The organism is Arsenicibacter rosenii, from assembly GCF_001870735.1.
Lineage (GTDB): Bacteria > Bacteroidota > Bacteroidia > Cytophagales > Spirosomataceae > Arsenicibacter > Arsenicibacter rosenii.
This window is the reverse complement of the sequence record NZ_MORL01000001.1, coordinates 265,134-281,801: the sequence shown is the minus strand read 5'-3', so window position 1 is coordinate 281,801 and position 16,668 is coordinate 265,134. Positions and strand designations below refer to the sequence as shown.

Annotated in this window: 11 protein-coding genes and 1 other RNA gene; 8 read left to right on the top strand and 4 right to left on the bottom strand. The window is 52.5% G+C overall.

The features are described 5' to 3' along the window. Positions 1–41 precede the first annotated feature (41 nt). The gene (locus tag BLX24_RS01010) at positions 42–1,685 is read left to right on the top strand and encodes a M81 family metallopeptidase (RefSeq protein ID WP_229201664.1); all 1,644 of its coding nucleotides are present in this window, start codon (positions 42–44) and stop codon (positions 1,683–1,685) included. 38 nt (positions 1,686–1,723) lie between these two features. Here BLX24_RS01010 and BLX24_RS01005 read toward each other — a convergent pair whose 3' ends face one another. After that, a complete protein-coding gene (locus tag BLX24_RS01005; RefSeq protein ID WP_071501220.1) occupies positions 1,724–2,836 on the bottom strand; it encodes a hybrid sensor histidine kinase/response regulator in 1,113 nt (370 codons plus the stop codon). A 17-nt stretch (positions 2,837–2,853) separates the two neighbouring features. Next, positions 2,854–6,135 carry a PAS domain-containing protein gene (locus tag BLX24_RS01000; RefSeq protein WP_071501219.1) on the bottom strand — a complete coding sequence of 1,094 codons (3,282 nt, stop codon included), beginning with the start codon at positions 6,133–6,135 and terminating at the stop codon, positions 2,854–2,856. A 297-nt stretch (positions 6,136–6,432) separates the two neighbouring features. On the opposite strand from BLX24_RS01000, the gene BLX24_RS00995 reads away from it, so the two are divergent. The 7 genes from BLX24_RS00995 to BLX24_RS32535 all read left to right on the top strand — a co-directional run bounded on the left by BLX24_RS00995 (position 6,433) and on the right by BLX24_RS32535 (position 13,523). Further along, positions 6,433–6,948: a DUF2975 domain-containing protein gene (locus BLX24_RS00995; protein ID WP_071501218.1), complete on the top strand. Its 516-nt coding sequence runs from the start codon at positions 6,433–6,435 to the stop codon at positions 6,946–6,948. A 2-nt stretch (positions 6,949–6,950) separates the two neighbouring features. Further along, the gene (locus BLX24_RS00990; RefSeq protein WP_071501217.1) at positions 6,951–7,163 is read left to right on the top strand and encodes a helix-turn-helix domain-containing protein; all 213 of its coding nucleotides are present in this window, start codon (positions 6,951–6,953) and stop codon (positions 7,161–7,163) included. A gap of 133 nt (positions 7,164–7,296) precedes the next feature. Beyond that, complete coding sequence (locus BLX24_RS00985; RefSeq protein ID WP_071501216.1) at positions 7,297–8,184, top strand: ABC transporter ATP-binding protein; 888 nt, start codon at positions 7,297–7,299, stop codon at positions 8,182–8,184. Continuing rightward, the gene (locus tag BLX24_RS00980; RefSeq protein ID WP_071501215.1) at positions 8,174–11,680 is read left to right on the top strand and encodes a M1 family aminopeptidase; all 3,507 of its coding nucleotides are present in this window, start codon (positions 8,174–8,176) and stop codon (positions 11,678–11,680) included. Before BLX24_RS00985 ends, BLX24_RS00980 begins: the two co-directional genes overlap by 11 nt. Before the next feature lie 303 nt (positions 11,681–11,983). Continuing rightward, complete coding sequence (locus tag BLX24_RS33365) at positions 11,984–12,127, top strand: hypothetical protein (protein ID WP_218160665.1); 144 nt, start codon at positions 11,984–11,986, stop codon at positions 12,125–12,127. A gap of 273 nt (positions 12,128–12,400) precedes the next feature. Further along, a complete protein-coding gene (locus BLX24_RS00975; protein WP_071501214.1) occupies positions 12,401–13,261 on the top strand; it encodes an AbaSI family restriction endonuclease in 861 nt (286 codons plus the stop codon). A 106-nt stretch (positions 13,262–13,367) separates the two neighbouring features. Then, the gene (locus tag BLX24_RS32535; RefSeq protein ID WP_177225751.1) at positions 13,368–13,523 is read left to right on the top strand and encodes a hypothetical protein; all 156 of its coding nucleotides are present in this window, start codon (positions 13,368–13,370) and stop codon (positions 13,521–13,523) included. Positions 13,524–13,791: 268 nt separating this feature from the next. Here the strand turns inward: BLX24_RS32535 and ssrA are convergent. Both ssrA and BLX24_RS00965 read right to left on the bottom strand, forming a co-directional pair. After that, positions 13,792–14,161: a transfer-messenger RNA gene (ssrA, locus tag BLX24_RS00970) on the bottom strand. Between the two features lie 69 nt (positions 14,162–14,230). Next, complete coding sequence (locus BLX24_RS00965) at positions 14,231–16,639, bottom strand: TonB-dependent receptor (protein ID WP_083421737.1); 2,409 nt, start codon at positions 16,637–16,639, stop codon at positions 14,231–14,233. Positions 16,640–16,668: the final 29 nt, after the last annotated feature.

Below are 16,668 nucleotides of genomic sequence, written 5' to 3'. Positions count from 1 at the left end.
CTATATTGCAAAATAGCTCACATGAAACCCGGATTTGCATTATGAAACGAATGCTATGGTTTACTTTCGGACGTACCCTGAAATCACCCTTAGGCTTTGGACGCCGCCTTCTATTCGGCGCGGAGACGCAATATGTTGCGTCTCTACTGGGATGCCTGGCTTTTGCACAGACCGGCTATGCTCAGTCGACAAACGCCCGCCTGCCGCGCATTGCCATTGCCGGCCTTGGTATTGAATCCAGCACGTTTTCGCCGGCCGTTACACTCGAGCCGGCGTTTCATGCCCGTTACAGCGGTGAAGTGTTTAACGCCTATCCGTTTATGATGCCCATGTCACCCATGCGCAAAAAAGCCGTCTGGGTGCCGACCATCGTCGGGAAATCGCTGCCGGGTGGTATTGTCTCGCGGGAAGCCTATGAATCTTTGGTGCACAAAATGCTGGACTCCCTGAAAAAATACGCACCCTACGACGGATTGTACTTCGACATTCACGGAGCAATGAGTGTGCAGGGCCTCGACGACCCCGAAGGGGATCTCATTACCCGCATCCGGAAGGTGATTGGTTATAATACCCTTGTGTCGACATCCATGGATCTGCACGGCAACGTTTCATGGCGACTGGCGCAGCAGACGGACCTGATGACGACCTACCGCATGGCTCCGCACGAAGATGCCATGCAGACGAAAGAACGGGCTGTAACCAACCTCATTAACCGGCTCAACAGCGGTAAAGGCAAACCGGCCTACAAGGCCCTGATCAACGTACCGATTCTGCTCCCGGGCGAAAAAACGAGTACCCGCATCGAACCCGGTAAAAGCCTGTATCAACAGGTCGCTCCGGCCGTCGACGGGCAGGACGGCATCGTGGACGGCGGTATCTGGATTGGGTATGCCTGGGCCGACGAACCACGCAACCACGCGGCCGTGATGGTCGTTGGCGACGATCAGGCGAAAGTAACCCAAACGGCCGAAAAACTGGCCACTGCCATGTGGAACGTACGCGGTCAGTTTGACTTTGTTGCGCCGGTCGGTAAGCTGGAAGACGTGCTGGCCAAGGCGGTTGTCAGCGCCAGAAAACCGTTTTTCATCAGCGATACCGGCGATAACCCGACCGCAGGCGGTGCGGGTGATGTGACCTGGACGCTGACACAGATCCTGGCACGACCCGAATTTCAGAAACCCGATGGCCCGGCGCTGATTTATGCATCCATTCCCGGTCCTGACTTTATCCGGAAAGCAAAGGCCGCAGGTGTTGGCGGTCAGGTAGATGCCTTGGCCGGAGCCGCTGTCGATGCCCGCTTTGCCGGACCGGTCCGCCTGAAAGGGACGGTCGAGGCCATTGTCGAAGGCGACCGCGATGCGGAGGTTGAGGTTGTGGTGAAGGTCGGGAGTGTGCATGTGATAGTCACGCAGAAGCGCAAGCCTTACCACAAGGAAAACGATTTCAAACGCCTGGGGCTGGAACCCCGCAAAGCCGACATTGTGGTCGTTAAAATCGGCTACCTTGAGCCGGAGCTGTATGCGATGCAGAAAGACTGGATTATGGCCCTGACACCCGGCGGGGTCGATCAGGATCTGTTCAGGCTTCCCTACAAACGCATCGAACGCCCGATGTTCCCGTTCGACAAAGACATGAAAACGCCCGATCTGGGGGCGAAACTGGTGCCTTTGTCTGCCAGCTATTAAAAAAAACATCAGGGGATACAAGTTGTATCCCCTATCCCCTACCGGGGCAATCCGGTCTGGCAGACCGGAAGCGAAACAGCCACCTGTGTTTCACCGGTTTCTGAGGCATTGACTTCCAGTTCGCCCCGGTTAAACGAAAGTATTTTTTTTATTAGGGCCAGGCCCAGGCCTAACCCCTGCTGCTCGTACTTATCCCGGTCAAACTGCACATATGGCCCGATCCGGTCAATATCCTGCTGCCTGAATACCCGCCCCGTATTGGTACATGACAGGGTATACCGCTCTCCGGTTATGCTTCCCTGAATCAGTACAGGCTTGTTTCCGGTGGTAAACTTGACGGCATTATCAATCAGTTCGTCAATAATCAGTTTCAGATGTTCTCCGGCAATGGCCAGGCACCCCGGCTGAACCGTTACCTTACTTTCCGGGTGTATATCCTGACGCTCCATCGCATCCTCCAGCTGACAAACCACCTTTTCTTCTGTCAGCGAACTCTGCCCGGTCGAATACCAGGCATAATGCTCATGCGCCGGATGCATGTGTTCCAGAATGGACATCAGCCGGTTATTATCCAGCGAACGCTTCAGGCGCAGGGCACTTTGCTTGATCATGTGCAACATAGAAACCGAAGACTCCGGGTCAAAATCGCGAAAATTGGTACTCAATAAATCCGCAAACCCGATAATTCCGCTGAGCGGCGTATTGTATTCATGCGAAGAGATGGAGGTAATTGACTCCCGATATGCACTGAGGCGCGCCTGAATGTCGGCTTTCCGTTGTGCATCCCGCTTCAGTCTTCGGTCTATAGTCTGTAGTAAGTCGTTAATCGTAAACGGTTTAGTCAGGTAATCATCCGCTCCGGCATTCATTCCGCTGCGAAAGTCAGACGCTTCGGCCCGGGCAGTCAGAAAAATAAAGGGTATGCCCGACAGCGAGCGCGTATCCCGGAGCGCATTTAATACCTGATATCCATCCATTTCCGGCATCATGATGTCGCACAGTACCAGATCCGGTGACGTGATCAGCGCCTGGCTTATGCCTTCACGGCCATTTTGAGCGGTGTATACCTCAAACCCATAAATAGTCAGCAGCTCAGCGATATTGTCGCGGATAGGTGGCTCATCCTCAATAATCAGTATCCGTTCATTCATGCTTCATGTACGTTATGTTACGACAGGTTTATCTTTGTTTTCCGGGGCAATCGGATGGTGAATGTAGTTCCCTGCTTTTCTATACTGTCAACAGTCAGCACGCCCTGATGCAATTCAACAAACTGACGGGCAATGACAAGACCTAACCCCGTACCCTGAATAGCCGCCGTGTTGCTGGCGCGGAAAAATGCCTGAAAAAGAGACGGCAACTCGGCGGCCGGTATCCCGATTCCCCGGTCCTGCACCGTGATAACCAGTTGGCTTGCCGATGAGAAATCCAGTGTCAGCTCAGGATTTTCAGCCGAAAATTTGAAGGCGTTAGACAGCAGGTTTACCAGAACATGCGTCATCAGGTTTTCATCAACGGGTATGGTATATGGGGTTCCCTTTACGAACAAACTGACTTCACGATTATCATTTCTGCGGGCAAAATGGGTTGAAATTACTCCATTCACTACGTTTACCATATCGGCATCCGCCAGGTGCATCGTCACTTTGCCGGCATCAATCCGCCCCACGGTCAGAATGTCGCTCAGCAGCTCGCTGAAGCTTTTTATTTCATCCTGCATGATGCGCAGTTGCCTGTAGATAGCCTCTTTGGCTGAAGCGTCGGGGCGCTCAACATACCATTTAATGAGATCGATACAGGTCTGCATCGTCATTAATGGCGTTCTGAACTCATGCGAAGCCGTAGAGACAAACTGCGATTTGAGTTTATTCAGATCCTGTTCCCTGACCAGCGCCTCATGCAGCACGAGTTCTTTTTCTTTACGGCTGGTGATATCACTGGCTAACCCAATATACCGTAATGGTTTGCCTTGTTCGTCGCGTTTTATGAATATCCGCATCAGCACCCACTGCCAGACGTGGGCTTTACTTTTAATTCTAAACTCAACCTGCCCTTCGGTTCCTGCCATGGTTTGCTCATAAAAAGTTCTGACAAGGGGCAGATCATCGGTAGCAATAGCGTTGGCCAGTAGCGCCGGATTTTTGTAAAACTGGTTTTTATTCACCCCCCACAGCCGTTCATACGCAGCATTTACATACAGAAACTGAAACGGATTGGTCGTGAAAATAAAAAAGGCTTCATCCACATTATCCGCAATCTCGCGGAACCGCTGTTCGCTTTCCAATAATGCTTCCTCTGCCTCCATACGGGACGTTATATCAGCCACAACGCCGGTTGCCTTCACCGGTTTGCCATCTTTATCGGTCAGGAGCAAGCCATAATTTTCAACAAACCGTATCCGCCCGTCCGGTAACGGAATACGCAGAATCCGGGTGTAGTTTATTGTTTCCCCCAGCGTTACAAAATCATTAAGCAACACAGGCTTGTCCTCCTCATGAATCAGCGCATAGAAATCCCCGAAACTAAACCCTTTTGTCATACGCTCCGGCGACACACCATAGATTTCGCAGGTCCGTTTATCCCAGATAAACCGGTCTTTCCGGGCATTATATTCCCATATTCCTTGCTGAGACGCTTTAGTAGCCAGTTGTAAGCGCCGGTTGATGGCCTTCAGCCTTTGGTGCATGATATGCTGATCTGTGATATCACGCGCTGAGCTGATCATTACCTCTCCGGAAAGGCTGCTCGTCCACTCAATGAGCCGGTAACCGCCATTTTTGTGCCGGTAGCGATTGACAAACGTGGTATCATTCTGTAACAGTTTATGTTGCAGAAACGCGTCAACAGCGCTTAACGTCTTTTTTACATCATCCGGATGCAGGAAGTCGATATAGGGCGTTGCCATCAACTCGCTCAGCGAATAACCCAGTACTTTTTCCCAGAGCGGGTTGAGTAAAACAAAATAGCCCTTTTTATTCGTAACACAATGCAGGGCCGCCGTACTGTCGAAGAAGGCAGTCAGTAAGCGATTCCGCTCATGCAGCTGATTTTCAACCGCAACAATCCTGGACATATCAGACAACATCACCACAAAACCGGATTTTTCCCGGTGTTCATCCAGAAGTGTAGTGGCCGTTAACAATATTGGCAATTTATCCCCCTGCTTATTTTGTAGTGTTCCCTTGGCCTGAAAATGGCCGATGTGGATTAGTTGCGACAAAATGGCCCGGTAGGATAATGTTTCGCCGCTCTCGCCGGATGCGGTTGTGATATCAAATGAAAAGTCTGAAAAAATTCCTTCACTCTTTTTCGCCGACAACCCACCGGCAACGCTACCCAGCATCCGTTCGGAAGCAGGGTTGGCAATGTCTACTTCCCCTAAGGCATTGAAAGCAATGATGCCGACATCAGTCAGTTCAAGAATATTTTTTTGTACAAGAGAGAGTTTCTTGATTTCTTCGATATGCGCCGTATCTCTGATTTCTAGTTTTTGATTCTGCTCCCTTATTTCCTTGTGTATCTTTTTCTGCAGCAACACAATCGACAACTGCCCGGCTATTTCCTTAAGCAGGTTGATATGTGCCTCCGTAAAAAAGGACTGTTGCGTCGAAAAAAGGGCAAAAACGCCCAGGTAATGATAATCTCTGAAAAGGGGCACCATGATAAAAGACCGGAATCCACGCGCATAAGGGTTCCAATCTCCCAGCTCTTTATAGGTATCGTGCAGCAGGTTATTGTCCAGTAAAATGTCTCCGTTGATCAACGGCGGAACGCGGAAGAAACCGGCCGATAACCCCTTTTCCGGTGTTTCTTCCAGCACTCCGTTCAACAACCGCCGGTCGATTTCAGCGGTATCCGTTTTCGGATCAAAGCGAAGAAGGGTTATCCGGTTACAGGGTATCAATGCATATATCTGGTTCAGAAAACTCCCGCTCAGCTGCATCTCTTCCTGATGCTGTTCCAACAACCATTCGTGCAGAATCTGCAATAAGCGTAACCGCTTCCAGATCTGATCAGGTGCCGCATCCGGTGGTGGTTGCAGCTGCCTGCCGCCGGTGGTCTGAGCAGGATCTGCCGGCGCCGGCAGACAGATCACCTCAACCCCTTCGCCGGATTTTGTCAGTGTACATGCTACCTGATTACCGATGAGACACCGTTGTATGCCCCCGTCGAGCATGACGTTGGAGGCGGCGTTGATCAGGTTTGCGGAGATGGCAGCCGGTAATTCGCTAAGCCTTATGCCGGAAACCGGATCGGGAGGGCATGTCAGGAATTGCCGGAATGCCGGATTGGCATCAGAGATCATAAAGTCTGACATGCGTTCTGACCCAATGCCGGCCGGCCAGAGTACGGCAATACCGGCCGTTGTTTTCTGAAATGAGAATTTACCGGATATAGCTTCCGGGTTAGCCGGTTTGCCGGCTATGGATACACGTTTATCACGTGGCATACAATAGTAGCAGATTACGGAGTCTTATCTTGTTACGGTTACAAATGCCTATGCCTGTCAGGGGACACACACTTAAACGTTTGTATAAATTAAAGAATTGATTGTAAATTAATTACTATTTATAGGACCATACAATATATTTCGGTAACAATGCATCCTGCTTTTATAATTTATAATAATTCCAGTTCTACCAAACAAGGCAGTTATGGCGCCAAGTGTCATAAAATTACCGCAAAAACATAATTAATTATTGTTTTACAATAATTAATTAGTACGTTTGTAAAAACAACAACTACAATGCAACAAGTACGAATGCTGGCTTCGGCCTTACTGTTTCTGTCCAGAGCGGCTGCCATCCCCTACCTGGCAACGGCAGCCTACTGCCTGCTTTGTTTCGCGTTCCGCGACACCCTTGTGCATCCGATTGGCGAAGGCCGGTTTGTGATCAACTTCCCGTTTACGAATCAGCGCTTTCTGATCGGAGATGATTCAGGGTTTATGTATGTCTTCGAAATGATTGCCTTTATTGCACTATACGGGCTTTTCTTCTGGCTGCTGGGCAATATTTTCCAGATTTTCCGGGCGCAGAAACTCTTTACGGAGCGCGGTGTCAGGCGGCTGCGAATCTTTTATCTGCTCAACTTTCTGTTGCCGCTGCCGTTTCTGGTTTATCACGTGGCGACCCGGTACGAAGTAGAAATTGTCGTTATCCTGTCGGTTTTACATACCGTTTTGGGGATATTTGCCTACTTCATGGCCGTGATTTTTGTCAGAGGCCTTCACCTGCAGGAAGAACAGGACTTAATCTTTTAATTATGCCGATTGTTGTGAATCTGGATGTCATGCTGGCCAAACGCAAAATGCAGTCAAAGGAACTGGCTGAAATTCTGGACGTAACGCCGGCCAACCTATCTATTCTGAAAACCGGAAAAGCCAAAGGCATCCGCTTCGACTCGCTCGCCGCTATCTGCAAAGCCCTGAACTGCCAGCCCGGCGATATTCTGGAGTTTGTGGACGAAGTGGATTAAAGAGCGAAAGTGTGAAAGAATGAAAGAGCGGTTCTGCTGCCCTTCTTCTATACCCTGTCTCCCTGTTTATTTTAAAAAAATTAACAGCTGAACGGCTGCGGGGAATGCTATTGCCAATAATTACTGAACAACGATGAACACGTTACTCCTGCAGAACGTCTCGAAGACGTATGCCCATTCGGTTAAAGCCCTCAACGACATCTCACTAACCATCCCGAACGGCATGTTCGGACTGCTGGGCCCGAATGGTGCCGGTAAGTCTACGCTCATGCGTACGCTGGCCGGCCTCCAGTTGCCGGATACTGGACGTATAACCCTCAACGGTGTCGATCTGGTAGCCAATCCGACCTTTATGAAACAGCAGCTTGGTTACCTGCCACAGGACTTCGGCGTCTATCCGGGGCTATCGGCCTATACGCTCATGGACCATCTGGCGGTTCTGAAGGGCATCCGCAACCGTAGCCTGCGCAAAGAACAGATTCTGGCCCTGCTCGACAAAACCAATCTGTATGCCCACCGCAACAAAGCCGTCAGTACATTTTCGGGCGGTATGCGCCAACGGTTCGGCATTGCCCAGGCATTGCTCGGTGACCCGCAGGTCATCATCGTCGACGAGCCGACCGCCGGTCTGGACCCCGAAGAACGCAACCGCTTCAATACCCTGCTCTGCGAAATCGGGCAGCAGATCATCGTTATCCTGTCGACGCATCTGGTGGAGGATGTCCGGAACCTCTGCACCCACATGGCGATCATGCAGCACGGGTCGGTGATCGCTGCCGGTAAACCGGATGCCTTTGTTGACGCCATTGCCGGTAAAGTATGGTCGAAAGCCGTACAGGCCCATGAGCTGATTGCCCTCCAGCAAACTAACCGCGTTGTTTCGACGCGGCTTCACGGCGGCAAACCGTATATCAGCGTGTATGCCGATACACAACCGGATGCGGCGTTTACGCCCAAATCCGCTGATTTAGAAGACGTTTATTTCATCACCCTGCACCAGAACACCTCCCATGTTTGCTGACCTCCTCCGCTTTGAATGGCAGTTCTTTGCCCGGAAAAAAAGCCTCCTGCTCCTGCTGGCAGCCTACCTTTTGCTTGGTGCCTTTATGGGCACCGGCGCCCGTTTCCCCTTTCCGGACACCTTTGTAAACGGCCCCTATGTACTGACCTATATTATTGGTCTGACCTCCCTGCCGGCCATTTTTTCTACTACCTTGCTGGGAGCCCAAACCCTTTTCCGTGAACAGGATGCCCGCTTCGACGCCATCCTGTTTGCCACACCCATCCGCAAGGGCCCCTATGTGCTGAGCCGGTTTTCGGTTATTTTCGGCCTGACGACCGCCGGATACGCCTTATTGCTGGCAGGCCTTGGCGCAGGGCATGCGCTGAAAACAGGCGGAGCCGATACCCTCGGTCCGTTCCGGACCCTTAACTACCTGTCGCCCTTTCTGCTGTTCCTGCTGCCCAACATTGCCCTTTGCACCGCCCTGGCCTGCTGTATCGGGTTGCTCACACGGCAAAAACTGCTGGTCTACGTAGCGGGCGTTTTTCTCTATTTCCTGTACTGGGGCATTTCGTTTTACACCAATTCTCCGCTGATTGCGAACAGCGACCCTGTTTCGCAGGCGACCCTCCAACGCGCAGCCCTGCTGGATCCGTTCGGAATAGCCGGATTTCTGGCCCAGACGCAGCACTGGACAGCCTGGCAACGAAATCATCAGCTGGTGAGCCTGACGGGAAACCTGCTCATCAACCGGGTGGCAGTCCTGGGCCTGTCCGGGTTGTTGCTCGTTGTGGCGTACCGCCTCTTCCGGCTTACGACGGGGCAGCAGTTACCGGCCCGTCGCCCCCAATCGGATAAACGGTTATCCGGGATTACCACCTATCGTCCCGTTTTGCCCGGGGGGCTGGGTGTTGCCTATGATCTGCGTTGTCTGTGGCAGCTGTTAGTTACTGATTTACGCAGTGTTTTGAGGAGTATTCCGTTCCTGATCATTGCATTGGGCTGGGTCGGTTTTCTGCTGATTGAAACCCTGAGCGATGTAGCAGCCAGCAGCCGGATGCCGGAGAAACTGGCCACTACCAGCCTCATGGTCCGGAATATCCTGTCGGCGTTTCCGATGATGGGCCTGTTTGCCATCCTGATTTTTGGCAGCGAATTGTACTGGCGCAGTCACGCTACCCGTTTTGCCTTCCTGGAGAACAGCACGCCCCTTTCCGGCAGCGTCCGGCTAACGGCCAAATGGCTGTCTATCAGCACGATTATCATACTATTGCTTCTGCTCAGCCTGCTGACTGGTATCGCTATCCAGCTCCTGAAAGCGAATGCGCCGATCCGGCCTGCGCTGTATGCATCCCTGTTTTACCTCATCGGTGCCCCGCTGATGCTCAACGCCGGGCTCGTTGTCTGTTTGCAGGTCCTGATTAACCGGCGGTATGTGGCGATGGCCGTGTCGGGCGCGGTTTTGATGGTTTCACACACCACCCTCGGACCACTTACCGGCCTGCGGCATCCGCTGCTTCGGTTCGCCAATACATTTCGCGGGCATTACAGCGATATGAGTGGCTTTGACCGGACCCTGACCGGCTTCGGTTTTCACCTGCTGTTCTGGACGTTGGTTACGCTGCTGCTGTTTGCGCTCATCCGGATCATCCGCAGGCCGGGCCAAACCCTTTCGTTTCCGCACCTGATCGGGCCGGCCTGTCTGTTGGTGGCAGCCCTCAGCACCGGCGGATTCATCGCCCGGCATACCGACCTCCAAAGCCGCCGCGAACGGCTCGACTGGCAGCTGGCGTATGAACAAACCTACGGGTTTCTGAAACACTACCCGCAGCCAACCCCCGTGGCGGTTCAGACAACCATCGATCTGTATCCGGGCGAAGGACGGTATCAGGTCAGCGGCGCGTATCAACTGAAAAACAAAACAGGTACGCCAATCGACACCCTGTATCTGCACACCAGTCAGGACGTGACCCTGCATGCCGTTGGTGTGGTCGGCGGCCGGCGGATCCGGCAGGACAAGGCTTTTGGCTATACCGTTTTCCGGCTGCATAAAGCTCTGCGCCCTGACGACTCCGTACGGGTCGTATTCCGGTTTAGCTACCCCGGTTCTGTGTTTAATACACCGGCGGGTTTTAATGCCATCGTTGCGAACGGTTCGTTTATACGCATCAGCCGGTATTTCCCGCAACTGGGGTATGAGCCCGATAACGAGATCACGGATCCTGCCGAACGGAAGGCACGGCATTTACCGCCCGTTGCCCTGAAGCCACTCAAGGCACTACCCGCGACTGACCATGGGTTTATCCGCTTCGATGCCCTGATTTCGACAGAAGCGCCGCAAACCGTGATCAGTACCGGCGAACTGCTTTCCCGGCAAACAACCGGCAACCGTACCTGTTTTCACTACCGCAGTGCGGCCCCGATTCCGTTCCGGTTTGCTGTGGCCTCAGCCCGGTACGCCGTCCGGAAAAAGACAGTCGGCACCACAACCATTGAGGCGTATTTTCACCCGGACCACGACCGGAACATCGGGCACCTCCTGCAGGTGGCCGGTACAAGCCTGGCCTATGCCGCTGCGCAGTTTGGCCCGTCGCCGCACAAAACCATCCGGTTTGCCGAGATTTCGGATGCGGCGCAGGGGTTTGCGGGCACAGCCTACCCCGGCAGTCTGTTCTGCCGCGAACAGTTTGGCTATCAGAATCTACTGACTCATTCTCCCCAACGCGACATCCTGGCCGAAATGGTCAGCCACGAGCTGTCGCACCTGTGGTGGGGCAATGACCGGATTAGCCCCGACGAACGGGCAGGCAGCACGCTCCTGACGGAAACCCTCGCGATGTATACCGAACTGATGGTCTACAAACGCCTCTATAGCGAAGCTTGTCTGCCGGAGCGTGTTCATGTCCACAAGGATATTTACCGGCAAAACCGGCATGCCGTGCCGGAAGACCCGCTCATCAGCCTGCATCCCGACAAGACCCACCTGTCGTATGATAAGGGGGCCGTAGCGATGTATCAGTTATACAGACAGATGGGCGAAACCCGCATCAATAAGGCCCTGCGGCAGTTTTATGCGGCCAATGCTTACCCCAACCATCCACCGACCGCCCTTGATTTGTTACGGTCGCTCTACGCGCAGGCTACCCCCGCCGATTCAACCAAAATCCGGGAGCTGTTTACCGACATCGTCACGTATGACCTCCGCCTGCGCTCCGCTACCGCCCGCCGCCGGGCAAGCGGGTGGTATACCGTCAGCCTCAGCGGGCAGGTGATCAAATACCGCGAAGACGGGCATGGGCGCAGCACCGCCCTTCCGTTTCAGGCACCGGTAGAGGTGCAGATTACCGGTGCCGACGGACAGCAACAGCGGTTTATCCTGTGGCCGGCAACGGCCAATAAGCTGAGTGCTGTCCTGCCGGTCCGCTTCCGGCCTGTAGCTGTTGTTCTGGATCCGGACGGGAAGCTACTGAACCGGGAAGACGAAGGTAAACGCATCGGCATAAGCACCGATTGAGTGTATGTAAGCGACAAACAAAAGTGTAGGGACATGGCCCGGGCAGTAATGCCATGTTGACCGTCCAATCCTGACGGTGAAATCCATGGGCCGAATGAACGCCCGGCCATCCGGACCTGCTCAGCAAACACCTGATTCCTGTATACGGATCAATCCCGTCAGCATCAATGAAGGGTGTTTCATTCCCTGCAACCTCGGATACCGGCCCGCCCGCGCCCGCCGGTTTACTCAGGCGCGGGTGATGATGAGGAGGGTGGAGTGAGGTAAAGGGTAGGATTGTCTTCGGCCGCGTCAAGGATATGAATGCCGCCGTCGTCCCTGCCGAACCCTGCCGGTGAGTATGTCGAAGCCATTCAGAGCTATGTTGAAAAGGTCGGCATCGGGCGGTTTGCCTACGTGCCGGGGTATCAGAACAGTAAAAAATCCCAACGGCCAACATTGCCCTGAAGCGGTTAACGTGGGGCATTGCCATTGGCCGTTGGGGCAAGGGAACCGTTTACTGCCGTGGCCGTGGCTGGTACAACGACACCAAATCGAAGATCATGCGCGACATCAAAAAGAACTTTCAGGCCAAAGTCAGCTTTTTGACGTTTAAAACGATTCAGGAGAATCTTTCTTTATAAATTCCGGAGCTTATAAGTATAAATTGAATCTAAATTCATTTGGTCTTGGGGATTACTCATCCAGAATCTTTCCATCATTCATTCTTTAAATCACCCCATGAACAAGCTTGATTATATTACCCGCCAGCTTGCTAAAGCACAAAAAAAGAGATTTGAACATTATGTTGTCACAAGAATCTGGCATCTCCTCAATGACCTCTCTATAAAGTTTGTAACACAACAATATGTCAGCAGACCTGATGGACGTGCCTTAACGGATATCTTTTTCCCACAGTTGCAAATACATATTGAAGTCGATGAAGGATATCATAAAAAGCTGATAGACGAAGATAGATTGAGAGAAGCTGATATTATCAACGCAACAGGTCATGAAATCATAAGGATCGATGTCACACAAAAAATTGAAGCTATCAATGCAGAAATTGATCAAGTAATTCAGAGAATAAAACAAAAAAAGGTTGACTCTACTTCATTCTCTCCTTGGGATATTGAGTTTGACTATAGCCCTGAAAAGTTTATTGGTAAAGGCTTTATAGATATTTCTGATGATTGCTCTTTCTTTAGAAAACATGAAGCAGCAAGCTGTTTCGGTAAGTCATTTAAGAACTATAGCCTTCAGTATGGCGAGGTTCAACATCCTACAGAATTAAATAAATCGCTTTGGTTTCCTAAGCTTTATGCTAATGAAAAATGGAACAATTTAATTTCAAATGATGAAAAGATAATAACAGAATATAGCAAGTCTGAAGACATTCAGTTGACTATTGAAAAAGTATTAAAAAAAGGCTATTTGAATCGTATAGTCTTTGCTAGAGTAAAAAGCTCGTTAGGCGACACCATGTATCGTTTCAAAGGCGAATATGAACTTGATCTGCTTAATACTAATTCAGTAAATGGTCTTATTTGGAGAAAGGTTTCGGACAGAGTAAATACATATAAATCAACAGAAGCGCACTAAATCCCTGTCCTTCCAAGCTCCAAAGTCCGGCCACACATTGCGGCCGGACTTTTCTTTTCTACAGGAATGACGCTTGAAGACATTGCCAGACTAAGGCTCGAAATCGATGCCGCGAGCTCCAAAGAATCGCTCGAAGACCTTAAAACAGATCAACGCCGAGCTCCGCGATATGGAGGCGGCCGGCGAAAAAGGCTCCGATAGCTGGCGTGAACTCAAAAACGCCCAGAAGGAGGTAAACAGAGAAATCCGTAATATGGCTTGATGCCATAGAGAGCATCGGCCAGCCGTTTCAGCAGCTAAAACAATCCGTTTGCGTACGATTTTTTCCCTGGCGATGGACCAGACTCCGTATTCTACGACCCATTGTTTGGTCAGGTCGTTATCGTCTGGTTTAGATAGTCGTGGAAGCCTGAAAGGGTACTTTTTCCCATCAATCATGGTTTTGTACAACTTTTTTTGCCATTTTTTTCTGCCATTTTTTCTTTGTGGCAAAAAATTAGCTGTAAGTCGTTGACTTACAGCTAATTGATGAGTGGAAGCGGAGGGAGTTGAACCCTCGTCCAGTCAAGGAACCCGTCGTGCTTTCTACATGCTTAGAAGCGATTGGATTGTCGGGATTAAGGCTGGCTCGCGTCAGGCCGACCAGAAACCTTAGGTCTTAGGATCTTACCCGGTGTCAAGACCATTAGCCGGGCCAGCGCTGCGTGTCGATGCCTCCTGATCCAGCCAGCAGCACGTAGGCCGGGGAGACAATGGCTATGCTATCCGCTCGGGATTAAGCAGCCATGGCGTAGTTATACTCGCCAGTTATTGTTCGACGATTTGTTTAGACGGGAACTGTCGCCCACTCCCGGCATGCTTACACGCGACCTCAGCAAGCTGTCAATTCCGGTCGCCCCCAGGTATGCGTGTATCTTATGAACGCAAACCTACTGAAAAAAGTTTGGTTTTTCACTATCCGGTACCGCCCTAAAACTCCCACCGGTAGTTCAGCACCGGCACCAGACCAAGCTGGTATTGCTGCACCACCTTGCCCTGCAACGCATCAAAATAGTTGTATGCCGCATTCTTCGTGCCCGTAGCATTCAGCAGATCAAGCGATAAGGTGCGGCTGTATTTAGGCTTGCTCTTCCGCCAGTAGACGCGGACATCGGCACGGAAATAATCCGGCAGACGGACATCAAAATCGTTGCCTTTGTATACGGTCTGCCCTGCATTTTTTGACGCAAGCTCATCAATCGTGCGGTCGAGGTAGCCGCCCAGCTGCGTGATCTTAGCATTGACACCCCATGTACGGGTGCTGCCGTATTTTAGCCGCGTAAACTCTTTGCCGCCGGTCAGGGCCAGGGTATGCCGTCCGTTAAACCGGGTATCCCGCCAGACGCCGTCGTTGGCCTGATATTTCGAGTCATACACCGAACCGGTCAGTAACAGGTAGTAGCTTTTGGTCAGAAAACGCTGATAGGTCAGCTCCAGCCCCATGTTCCGGCCTTTGCCGGTATTGGCCAGCTGCTCCGGCCGGGCCGCAAACTCATTGATGTCGATCAGGTTCAGCGCCGACGTCACACTACCGGCATGCACCGACACCGGCACCTTAAACAGGTACTGGTAATAGACCTCGGCTTTCAGTGACGACGTTTCGGTCAGGGCGCGGGTATACCCCGCAACGGCGTGGTGGGCTTTGGTAAACCCAAGACCAGTATTGCTGATGCCGTTGACCGCGTCCAGCGGCAACCCTTTGGCCGCAATGTAGGTCATGGGCTGCTGTGTCTGGCTGTGCAGGCCGTAGGCAAACGTCAGCGTGTTCATGGCGTTGACCGCATAGCGGGCCGACAGCCGGGGCTCCAGCGACAGGCTCTTGCTGTTGAGCGTAAATACGTTGCCGTGAAAGCCGGCGTTGAGCATCACCGCCTCATTCGGCGTCCACTGGTAATTGACGTAGGGCTGAATCAGCCACGCCTGCAAGACACCTTCCTGCACCCGTCCCTGCCGTGGCGGCGGGGTAAAGGGCGTCTGACTCTGCCACAAACCGGCCGATCCGTACCAGCGCGTTACATACAGACCCGTCTGCAACCGGCGCAGGTCCGTAATACGGCGGGTCAGGGCGGCGTGAACGGTGGCCCGGCCGTTGGTCGAGCGGTCCCGTACATAAGCCGGTATATTCGCCGGCATCGTTTCTACGGGCGACTGAAACCGGTTGTTGGTATTTGCCGATGCCACGGCCGACACCTTCAGCGAATAACGGTCGGTCAGCGCCCGGCTATAGGTCAGGCCGGTAGCCAGCATCCGCGAGCTGAAATAAATGTTGTAGCGATCCTTGTCTTCCAGCCTTACGGCAGGGTCTTCGGGGGCTTTAAAGTCGTTGCTGCTGTTGCCGGCCATTCCGAAAAAAGTAAGCTTTCCGCCTTTTTTCAGCGGCTGGGTCAGGTTAAACGACAGGTCCTGAAACTTGATATTTTCGCCGCCGAACGATACGCCCATCAGACCGAGCAGGCCCGTAAACGAGTAGCGGTAGTTGACCAGATACGACGAGCCTTTGGTTTTGCTGAGCGGACCCTCGGCGGCCAGATCCAGCCCGATCAGCCCGGCCTGCGCCGTAAATTCGTGTTTTTCGTTGTTGCCCGTCCGGAAACGCATGTCGAGAATGCCGCCGATGGTATTGCCGTATTCGGGCGAAAAGGCGCCCGACAAAAAGCGGGTGGCGCCCAGGAGCTGGGCACTCAGGATATTCACCCCGCCACCCGAGGAGGTTGGCCGGTCGCCGATGGTACCGGCATTGCTGAGGTGGTTCGGGTTTACGATGTCAACGCCTTCGAGACGCCAGATGGTACCCGCCGGTGAGTTGCCCCGTACCGACAGGTTATTGGCCTGGTCATTGGTATTCACAACGCCCGGAAAAGACGTAGCCAGCCGTGCCGGATCGAAATAGGTAGCCGCAAACCGCAGAATCTGCTCGGTCGAAATGGATTGAATGCTGCTGACGGTATTATCGGGGCGGTTGCCTTTCACCACCGTTTCGGCCAGGGTCTCGTTGCCGGGCGTCAGCCGTACCTCAATGATCTGTTCCTTACCCGATTCGAGCAGGATTTCCTGCACGATCTGGGTCTCATAGCCCACAAAATGGCAGGTCAGCTGGTAGCGGCCAACGGGCAGTTTCGACATCCGGAAACTACCATCGGCTTCGGAGGTGAGGTTATAGACCTGGGTGGCATCTTCGAGCTGCAGACCGGCTCCCGCCAGCGGTTTTTCTGTGTCGGCGTCCAGGACATGCCCACGGATGGTTTGTGTCGGGTGTGTTGGGCCCAATTGTGCCGGAGATGATGTTGAGAGACCAGCCAGAAAGAACAATAACAGGTAAAGGTTTCGTACGATAGGCATTGCGGGATTGAGCAAACTTATTTTTTATT